This is a genomic window from Novosphingobium sp. UBA1939 (assembly GCF_002336885.1).
Classification (GTDB): Bacteria; Pseudomonadota; Alphaproteobacteria; order Sphingomonadales; family Sphingomonadaceae; genus Novosphingobium.
On record NZ_DDFB01000002.1, the window covers coordinates 210 to 9,321 of the forward strand.

Below are 9,112 nucleotides of genomic sequence, written 5' to 3' on the forward strand. Positions count from 1 at the left end.
TCAGCTTCAACGTCAAGGGCGGCCGGTGCGAATCCTGCCAGGGCGATGGCCTGATCAAGATCGAGATGCACTTTCTGCCCGACGTGTACGTGACGTGCGAGGAATGCGGCGGCAAGCGCTACAACCGCGAAACGCTGGAAGTGAAGTTCAAGAGCCACTCGATCGCCGACGTACTCGACATGACGATCGAGGATGCCGAGGAATTCTTCAAGGCGGTGCCGCCGATCCGCGACCGGATGCACATGCTGAACGAAGTGGGGCTCGGCTACGTCAAGGTCGGCCAGCAGGCAACGACGCTCTCGGGCGGCGAGGCGCAGCGCGTCAAGCTGGCCAAGGAACTGTCGCGCCGCTCCACCGGGCAGACGCTCTACATCCTCGACGAACCGACCACCGGCCTCCACTTCGAGGACGTGCGCAAGCTGCTGGAAGTGCTGCACCGGCTGGTCGAACAGGGCAACAGCGTGGTCGTGATCGAACACAACCTGGACGTGATCAAGACCGCCGACTGGATCATCGACATGGGGCCGGAAGGTGGCGTGCGCGGCGGCGAGATCGTGGCCGAAGGCACACCGGAAGACGTGGCCGGGAACCCGCGTAGCTTCACCGGGCACTATCTGGGACCGCTGCTGGCACGCCACGATTGACGCCGACGTTGGCGGCGGCACCCGATGGGGGCGGGCGGCGGGCTTGACTCCGGGCCGTTCCCACCGCCAAATCGGCGCCCAGGGCAGCAAGATCCTGATCGGGGAAGATGGTGGCAGGCGAAGGCGGCGCGCAGGGAATCGTGCCGTACGGGGGATCTGTCATGCCGGTTGTGATCGCATTGCCCATTTCCGAGGCCGAACGGACAGAGGCTCGCTCTCGATCCGGTGGCGCGTGCGTACGATGCGGTTGCACCATCGCCTGTTTTTGTCGCGCGGGCGGGGAAGAGGCTTCGCCCGCGTTCCTGCTTTGCCCGGACTGCATGGCAATCATCGAGCGGGGCGGCGTGCCGGCGGAAACGATCGCGCGGTTGCGTGACGTGCCGGTTGCGATCCAGGCCGGCCTGGATCGCTCCCCGCTGCTGTTCACCGTCGAGGAGCAGATTCCGGACATCGTCTTTCCCGGCGGGGCGAGGATGACGGGTACCTATTGTCCGATCACCGTCGATGCCCGGCCATTGCTGTCGTTCCGGCCGCAGCCGGTGCTCGGCGGACCGATCGTGATGAGCCTGGTGTTGGGCGCCGTGGACGAGGAACCGGATCTGATCGTGAAGGACAACGAATGGCGGCCGGCATCGGATGCGTGGCACTTCGAGCGGCGGGGCAACCGTTACCGCTTCAGCCATCGCAGCGGCACCGCGTTACTTGCCTTCGCGCACCGGACCGCCGATGAAATCGCGATCGAGGCCATGCGTGGTGTGTTCGGCAACACCATACTGGAGATCGGAGAGCGCGGAACGCTGCTGAACAATGTGGCCGTAACGATTCCGTCAGTCCGGTCGCAACTGGTCGGGGTGCATTTGTAGGGCGCACCGCACGCGCGCTTCAACCGATCTCGTCGTTGACCACCATCAGCGCCAGTTCGGTGCGGTTCTCGATGTTCAGCTTCTGATATATGGCATGGAGATAGACCTTCACGGTCCCCTCGCCGATGTTCAGCTGCTGCCCTATTTCCCGGTTCCGCATGCCCTTGGCCACAAGCCTGGTAATGTCGCGCTCGCGCGCGTTGAGCTTGGCGAAAGGGTTGATGACGGGCTTGAGCGACAAATCGAGCGCGCGTTGCAGGAAGGCCGGGGCGATTGCCTTTTCGCCGGCATGGACCCGTTCCAGCACCTGGACCAGCTCGCTTTCCGCGCCATCCTTGGACACGATGCCCTGCACGCCCGCCCGCATGACGGCCATGAGCTGCCGATCGGTGATCTCGGCGGTGAGCAGCACGACCGGACGTTCGTCGCCTTTTTCGCGCAGCGCTTCCAATGCCGCCACGCCATTCAGGCCGGGCATGTTGATGTCCAGCAGCACCACGGCGGGATTATGCTGCTCGATCGCGGCCAGCGCTTCCTCCCCGCTGGCGGCGGTAGCGACTACCTGGAAGGGCGTGCCGCGCAATACCGCTTCCACGCCGGCGCGGATGAAGCCGTGATCGTCAGCCACAAGAATCGGGATCATGCGCCCGTCCTTTCCGGAAGCGCGATGCGCAGGGTCACGCCCCGCGCACTGTTGTCGATGGCCAGCATGCCGCCCAGCGCCTCTACCCGCTCGCTGATCGAACGGGGGGTGGCGTGCGCCTTGTCGGCGGGGAAACCGGAGCCGTCATCGCTGACAATCATCTTGAGCGTTCCATCGTCTTGAATAAGGTTAACCCCTATAAGACGACACCGACCGTGCCGAACCGCATTCGCCACGGCCTCTCTTGTGATCTGGCGTATCTCGTGCGCCAGATCCATGGGGACAAGCAACGGACCGGGTGGCGCATCCAGCCGGGTTTCGATGGCCCAGTGATGCCCCAGTTCTTCCAGCAGCGTGCCAAGCTCCTCGGTCAGATCGGTCCGGCGATCCCCCTTTTCGCCAAGGCGCAGGCGCTCGATCATCCTGCGCATTTGCGCCTGTTCGCGCCGCAGCGCTTCCTTGATCGCGACAATTTCGGTGTCGGGATCGTTGCCCTCGCGGATCCAGCGCCGCAACGCTTCCAGCCGGAACAGCGTGCCGGCGAGAAACTGTGCGACGCTATCGTGCAAGTCCCGGGCAAGGGCGTTGCGCAGGTTCGAAACTTCCCGCGCGCGCGCCAGCATCGCCACGTCCTCGCGATCAAGCGCCTGTTCGGCATCGCGCGTCATTTGCGCCAGCAGCGGCAGGTCATCGGGCGAGATGCCGCGGATGCCCCACAGCAGAAGCTGGCCGGGTCCGCGGGCCGCACCGATCGAGGCGGCAAGGCCTTCTTTCACCTCGCACAGCGTGGCGAGATGCCAGACGTGCCGTTCGCTCGCGTGGTTGACCATTCCATCGGTGTCCAGCCACAACTGGCGGTGCCGCTGGCCGTCGAACAGGGTGGGGCGGCAGGAAATCTCGATTTCGGTCAGCAGCGGGCCGGGGCCGACGCGCAGCGCCCGTGTGGCATCTCCGCTGGCGATCATGATTTCCACCCACGGCTCCTCGCCGTCCGCCAGCGCGATGGCGCCGCCCGTGGCACCCAGCACGGTGCGCGCGTGGTCGAGGATCGTTGTCATGATCGCGTCGTGGCGCAGGCCCGGCAGCCCCGGCGGTTCCGGCAATCGCGGCGCGCTGGCCCGGTCGCCGCCGGTGCTCAGCCAGAGCATCATGATCGCCAGCCCGATCGTGTAGCCCTGCCGCCGGCTGAAACGGTAGGGATCGATGCTGAGGTGAAGGGAATGCATCAGCAGGCCGAGCGCGAAATTCAGCAGCACCAGTGCCAGCGCCGTCCAGAGCACGCCGCGCCATCCCCAGCGCAGCGAGGCGCCAATCAGGATGAACGATGCAAAGACGATGAACGGGCTGGAAAATTCCTTGAAGGCGGATTCGGTCATGTAGGTCGCGGCCGTGAAGATCGCGATATCGATGACGTGCATCAGCCGGGCCAGCCGGAAATCGTACCACCAGCTGCGGAAGGCGATGACGGTGGCGAACCCGCACCACGCAGCATAGGCGATCAGAAGGGTGTAGGTGGCGGCGACCGAACGTGTCGGTTGCACCGGATCGAGCCAGACCGCGGCGATGAAGATAAGGGCCAGCATCAGCCGGCTCAGCGCCAGCAATCGGCTCCGTCGTCGCGAAAACAACTGGCGCTCCACGTCTTTCCCCCTGCGTGCCGAAGACCATGTACCGGCGGGAAGAGGCGCTTCGCAACGGGCATGCGGCGGAAGTCCTCAGGCGCGCAGGCGGGAGGCTTGCTCCGTGACGGTGCAATACCTCCGAAAATATCGTTAATCTTTGTTTGGATTTAGTCGCCGATTAGTTCAAATTGGTTCTCGGATCGATCGGGCGAAGGTTTGTGGCGGGTCGAATGGATGGACGTTGAAGCGATGACAAGCGGTGCCGAAGAGAATGGGGGCAACCCCTTGGCGGCGCTGACGTCGAAGCAGCGGGAAGTTTTGGATCTGCTGATCCAGCACAAGACCTCGAAGGAAATTTCGCGCCTGCTCGGCATTTCGCCACATACCGTGGATCAGCGGATATTGCTGGCGCGCGGTAAGCTGGGCGTCGCCACGCGCAACGAGGTGGCGCAGGCCTATCGGCGGCTCAAGACGATATACGAACAGCCCGTATATGATTTCTCCCACATCGACGGTGACGGCGAGGAAGCGCACGATCCGGTCCGGGAAGTCACGATGCCGGCCGGTGAGGCGGTTCAGACCGTCGCCACGGTCAAGCCCCCGCGGGGCGAGACCGAGGCGATGCAGGCAAGGTTTTCGGCGACGGGCCAGGCAATGGCCTTCGTCTCCGGAAAGGCGCCTGGCGACACGGCCTATCATGTCCTCCCGGAGATGTTCGACGGGCCATACGGAACCCTGCTTCGGCTTGGCGCGATCGTGGCGATCGCATTGTTCCTGATTCTGATCGTGCTGGGGGGGCTGACCATGTTCGCCCAGCTTTCGACGATCATCGATCACTGACCCGCCGTCGCATCTCCTCCACGATGCTGCAATGGCAGCGGCGCGATCTTCGCCGCTGAGAGGAGGGTACGACGATGACGATGAATACCCAGGTTGCACAGATGCGTATCACGCGGGATCTCCACGATGCCGAAGGTGCGCTTGACGAGGCGCTGATCCGGCAGGCACGGCTTTTCGCCACGATGGTCAGCGCACGACGCGAAAGCGGTGCGGCGCCGTTCATGGGGCAGGATGCGCTTCTGCGGTTGGCGAAGAGCCAGCAATCGATGCTCACGGCCGGCGGCGAACTTGCCCGCGTCCACGGCCGTCTCAGCGAGATTGCGGTGGAGACGAACGGTGGCAACGACGGCTGCCCCCCGGTCAATGCGAGCCTCGATGAATCCGCGGTCGTGACCGGGGTCGCGGCCTGATGCTTTCCGGTGGCCGATCCGTCCGTTTCATGTGAACAGGCATGTCCTACATCTGGCTGACCCGCATCCTGCTCTTCGCTGTCGTGCTTGTTGCCGCCCGCAAGGGCGGCGAGCCGGAGCGACTGACGGCTGCGGTCCTGCTGTCGACGTTCGTCCTTGATCTCGTCAACCACGCGGTGTTCGGTGACCCCGTGTGGTACGCGGTCAATCCCGGCCACGTCGTGATCGATAGCTGGGCGTTCTGCGCGCTGCTGTCGATCGCCCTCTACGCCAACCGCGGGTGGCCCCTGCTCGTTGGCGCCGGCCAGATGATCGTGATGGTAGGGCATGTCGCCAAGCTGTGGGATCTGACGATGGCCCGGCGTGCGTACTGGGTGCTCACGCAGATGCCATTCCTGTTGCAGCTGATGGTCCTGTTGATCGGGACCGTGGCCCACATGAACCGGGAACGCCGGATTGGCCCGTATCAATGCTGGCGGTGGGCCTGAAGGCCAGCCCACCGCCCCATTTTCAGGGATATTCCCGTTACATGACCGTACCTCACATCCGCGCGGCGAAAGGCCGCGCGATGCCCAGCGGCGAACAGACCACGGTGGCGAACGGCAATGCCGTCTATTCTGGCGGCATGACCGCGGAGGCGGGAAGCGCCTTGCGCGGTGCCGACGCGCAGCACGACGCGCGGATCACTCTCGCCCGCGAACTCTACGCCGCGCGGCGGCGCCGTAGCCGCCTGTTCCCCGCCGACCTGTTTGGCGAGCCGACGTGGGACATACTGCTGGATCTCTACGTTGCCGGGCGCGAAAGCCGGCGTGTGCCGACCACCAGCGCCTGTATCGGGGCGCATGTGCCCCCGACCACCGCGCTGCGCTGGCTGCGTATTCTGGAAGCCCGCGGTTTCGTGGAGCGCGAGAGCGACGGCAAGGACGGCCGACGCACCTTCGTGCGGCTGACCGTCCGGGGAAACGCGGCGATGGATGATTTCCTCGACGCGATGCTGGCCAACATCGGCGATGGCGTGAACGCGTCCAGCCTCGGAATCTGATGCCGTTTGTGGTCAGCGCCGGCGTTCGTAGCGGCACTTGTTCTTGTTCTTGCGGGCGATCTCGTGGCCTGCAACGCCACCCGCCGCCGCGCCGATCAGCGTGCCGGCGGTTCCGCCCGCGATGACCTTGCCGAGCACCGCACCGCCGACCGCGCCGATCACCGCGCCGCCGGTCTTGCTGATCCGCTTGCTGCAATCGCGCGCCTGCGCCGGCGAGGTAGCGGCGAGGGCGGCGACCGCAATGGCCGCAGTCAGCGAGGATTTGATGCGAAAGGTCATGAAGCTTCCCCCGATTGGCTTGGAATATGGTGGCGCAACGATCGGAACCCTTACCGGTTCCCGGTGATGGCGCACGCCGAGGTTGCCGGGGAACGCTGGTGCCCGGGAGCGCCAATGCCGGGTAAGGGACGCCGACCCGGATGCGGCGCCCCTTCCCGTGCGGTCAGTCGGTGATCTGCCAGCGGATCGCTGTGGTAAAGCTGCCGGCGGTTTTCGCGCCATCCTTGTCGGTGGCGGGATCGAACCGGGCGCGTGCGCTTACTTTGGCGCAGGCCGCGCGGTCGAGTTCGTCATGCCCGCTGCTGCCGATCACTTCGCAGCCGGTGACCCGCCCGTCGGCGCCTATGCCCAGCCGCAACCTGGTGAGGCCTTCCCAGTTTTCACGGATCGCGCGGGTGGGGTAATCGTTGCGGGTGATCCACAGGCCGGCATCGCCGCGAGGACGGGCCGCCTTGGGCGTGAACATGGGCGAGGGCGTCGGTGTCGGTCGGAGGCCGCCAACATCGCCGCCAAGATCGCCTCCGCTGATCGTCAGGGTTCCCGGATCGACGGGAGTTACCTTGTCACTGGCTCCCAGGAACAGGTCCTTGCCGGCGTCGAGGTCGATGCCCTTGTCGGGAACCTTGATCTCCTGCTTGTCGCGCGCGGCTTTCGGTTCGAGCGTGGGCAATGGCTTGGGCGGAGGGGCAGGCGGGGCGAACCACATCGTCGGCAAGGCATCGCGAACCGTTTCCGCGATCACCCCGCCCGCGAAAGTGGACAGCAGCGCCATGCCGATGCCGACATGCAGCGCCGTCACGGCGGCGGCCGTGCCCAGTTTTCCGCCCAGTTTTCCGCCCAGCCTCCCTTCGACCAGACGCATGGCGGCGCCCGTTCGCCAGTTACCGTGTTCATCAACGTGGACCATCGGCACACCTCTCTCGGCTTGCGTCGTCCCGTTTGTCCCGGCCGTCCGGGGTGGGACGATCATCGTAATGATGCAACATACCATCGATCGACCGCGCGTCGAAGTGAAATCTCTACCAAAATAGTGGATTTAAAGAGGCGGAGTTGTTCCGTTCGGAACGCCCTGTTCGCTGTTGCGTGCCGCTGCCCGCGCGGGGCCTGTCCTTGACGTTCCGGCGGTTTCCTCGTAATGGCGCTCTCGGTCGATCGGGTCGCAAGACCTGCCATCGTCTGTAGAGCTGAACATTGCCGGTGCGTATGCAAGCCTCGGGCGGCGGTTTTCCGTTGGTCTTGGGGCTTTCGCCGTTGGGCCGGGCGCGCGAATCATCGTGGTGTCCGCCTGCCATGCAACCCGTCAAAGTAACCCGGCGCTGTTTGCCCGGGTGGAGCGTTTCAGGCTCGCCGAGGGATCCTGCGCATGCAGGGTTGGGCCGGGGCATTTGCCCGCAGCCATCCATCCGGCGGACTTTTGACCCTTCACCTTTGCCGGCCGTGCCACAATCAAGGTGAAGAGTACTTCATGCCCACTATCAACCAGCTGATCCGCAAGGGTCGCGTTCCGCAGAAGGCCAAGAGCAAGGTCCCTGCCATGGAGCAGAACCCGCAGAAGCGCGGCGTCTGCACCCGCGTTTACACCACGACTCCGAAGAAGCCGAACTCGGCGCTTCGCAAGGTCGCCAAGATTCGCCTGACGAACCAGCGCGAAGTCATTTCCTACATCCCGGGCGAAGGCCACAACCTGCAGGAGCACTCGGTGGTGCTGATCCGCGGCGGCCGTGTGCGCGACCTTCCGGGCGTGCGCTATCACGTGCTGCGCGGCGTGCTCGACACGCAGGGCGTGAAGGACCGCAAGCAGAGCCGCTCGAAGTACGGCGCGAAGCGTCCGAAGTGAGCTAATCCCGGGCAGGCGCGCGCCGATGGGCCGCGCCCTGCCGGTCGGTGGATGTGGGCCGCTGGCCCGATCAGAAGGAATTCAAGATGTCTCGTCGTCGTAGGCCCGAAAAGCGGGTCATCCTGCCCGATCCCAAGTTCGGTGATCAGGTCCTGTCGAAGTTCATGAACAACCTCATGCTCGACGGCAAGAAGTCGGTCGCGGAAAGCATCGTCTACGGTGCGCTCGACACCATGCAGACCCGCGCCAAGGCGGATCCGGTGCAGCTGTTCCACGATGCGCTGAACAACGTGAAGCCGCAGATCGAAGTGCGTTCGCGCCGCGTCGGCGGTGCGACCTACCAGGTCCCCGTCGAAGTTCGTCCCGAACGCGCCCAGGCGCTGGCGATCCGCTGGCTGATCACGGCCGCGCGCAACCGTTCGGAAACGACGATGTCGGCGCGCCTTTCGGCCGAGCTGCTCGACGCCGCCAACAACCGCGGCAACGCCGTGAAGAAGCGCGAAGACACCCACCGCATGGCCGACGCGAACCGCGCGTTCAGCCACTACCGGTGGTAAAAAGGCCGGCAGCCCCGCCGTCGTCACCGGCTGGCAGGGCCGCCCGTCTTTAAACGGTCACGCAAGTAACCATATGGGGCGGGCCTGAATCCATCAGGCCCCTCCGGAACCCAAGGAAACCCCCATGGCCCGCAGCCATCCGCTCGAGCGCTATCGCAACTTCGGCATCATGGCGCACATCGACGCCGGCAAGACGACGACGACCGAGCGCATCCTCTACTACACCGGCAAGTCCTACAAGATCGGCGAAGTGCACGAAGGCACGGCGACGATGGACTGGATGGAGCAGGAGCAAGAGCGCGGGATCACGATCACGTCCGCCGCGACGACCTGCTTCTGGAACGATCACCGCATCAACATCATCGACACCCCCGG

Annotated in this window: 13 protein-coding genes; 9 read left to right on the forward strand and 4 right to left on the reverse strand. The window is 65.0% G+C overall.

Translation table 11 applies throughout. The annotated features are described in order from the left end of the window. Together B3547_RS00155 and B3547_RS00160 are read left to right on the forward strand one after the other, a co-directional pair. On the forward strand, positions 1-644 hold a 644-nt coding region (locus B3547_RS00155; RefSeq protein ID WP_292959508.1), incomplete at its 5' end, for an ATP-binding cassette domain-containing protein. Between the two features lie 161 nt (positions 645-805). Continuing rightward, positions 806-1,507 carry a hypothetical protein gene (locus B3547_RS00160; RefSeq protein WP_292959509.1) on the forward strand — a complete coding sequence of 234 codons (702 nt, stop codon included), beginning with the start codon at positions 806-808 and terminating at the stop codon, positions 1,505-1,507. Positions 1,508-1,526: 19 nt separating this feature from the next. Here the strand turns inward: B3547_RS00160 and B3547_RS00165 are convergent, their stop codons facing one another. Together B3547_RS00165 and B3547_RS00170 are read right to left on the reverse strand one after the other, a co-directional pair. After that, positions 1,527-2,150 carry a response regulator gene (locus B3547_RS00165; RefSeq protein WP_124809411.1) on the reverse strand — a complete coding sequence of 208 codons (624 nt, stop codon included), beginning with the start codon at positions 2,148-2,150 and terminating at the stop codon, positions 1,527-1,529. Continuing rightward, positions 2,147-3,733 carry a sensor histidine kinase gene (locus tag B3547_RS00170; protein ID WP_125953994.1) on the reverse strand — a complete coding sequence of 529 codons (1,587 nt, stop codon included), beginning with the start codon at positions 3,731-3,733 and terminating at the stop codon, positions 2,147-2,149. Before B3547_RS00170 ends, B3547_RS00165 begins: the two co-directional genes overlap by 4 nt. 288 nt (positions 3,734-4,021) lie before the next feature. Between B3547_RS00170 and B3547_RS00175 the strand changes: the two genes are divergently transcribed. The 4 genes from B3547_RS00175 (at position 4,022) to B3547_RS00190 (ending at position 6,064) form a co-directional block, all read left to right on the forward strand. Continuing rightward, a complete protein-coding gene (locus B3547_RS00175; RefSeq protein WP_124809409.1) occupies positions 4,022-4,612 on the forward strand; it encodes a helix-turn-helix transcriptional regulator in 591 nt (196 codons plus the stop codon). A 74-nt stretch (positions 4,613-4,686) separates the two neighbouring features. Beyond that, the gene (locus tag B3547_RS00180) at positions 4,687-5,022 is read left to right on the forward strand and encodes a hypothetical protein (RefSeq protein ID WP_223806629.1); all 336 of its coding nucleotides are present in this window, start codon (positions 4,687-4,689) and stop codon (positions 5,020-5,022) included. 41 nt (positions 5,023-5,063) lie between these two features. After that, positions 5,064-5,510, forward strand: coding sequence for a hypothetical protein (locus tag B3547_RS00185; protein ID WP_124809408.1), 447 nt, complete (start codon positions 5,064-5,066; stop codon positions 5,508-5,510). Between the two features lie 41 nt (positions 5,511-5,551). Then, positions 5,552-6,064 carry a winged helix DNA-binding protein gene (locus tag B3547_RS00190; protein WP_292959510.1) on the forward strand — a complete coding sequence of 171 codons (513 nt, stop codon included), beginning with the start codon at positions 5,552-5,554 and terminating at the stop codon, positions 6,062-6,064. 12 nt (positions 6,065-6,076) lie between these two features. On the opposite strand, the gene B3547_RS00195 is transcribed toward B3547_RS00190, so the two are convergent. Together B3547_RS00195 and B3547_RS00200 are read right to left on the reverse strand one after the other, a co-directional pair. Continuing rightward, positions 6,077-6,343 carry a glycine zipper 2TM domain-containing protein gene (locus tag B3547_RS00195; RefSeq protein WP_125953992.1) on the reverse strand — a complete coding sequence of 89 codons (267 nt, stop codon included), beginning with the start codon at positions 6,341-6,343 and terminating at the stop codon, positions 6,077-6,079. 163 nt (positions 6,344-6,506) lie between these two features. Beyond that, positions 6,507-7,250: an energy transducer TonB gene (locus tag B3547_RS00200; RefSeq protein WP_292959511.1), complete on the reverse strand. Its 744-nt coding sequence runs from the start codon at positions 7,248-7,250 to the stop codon at positions 6,507-6,509. A gap of 558 nt (positions 7,251-7,808) precedes the next feature. On the opposite strand from B3547_RS00200, the gene rpsL reads away from it, so the two are divergent. From rpsL to B3547_RS00215, 3 genes are all read left to right on the forward strand, one after another. Beyond that, entirely contained in the window at positions 7,809-8,180 is a 372-nt protein-coding gene (rpsL, locus tag B3547_RS00205) for a 30S ribosomal protein S12 (RefSeq protein WP_124809405.1), read from the forward strand. 86 nt (positions 8,181-8,266) lie between these two features. Continuing rightward, a complete protein-coding gene (rpsG, locus tag B3547_RS00210) occupies positions 8,267-8,737 on the forward strand; it encodes a 30S ribosomal protein S7 (protein ID WP_124809404.1) in 471 nt (156 codons plus the stop codon). Between the two features lie 124 nt (positions 8,738-8,861). Then, on the forward strand, positions 8,862-9,112 hold a 251-nt coding region (locus tag B3547_RS00215; protein ID WP_292959512.1), incomplete at its 3' end, for a GTP-binding protein.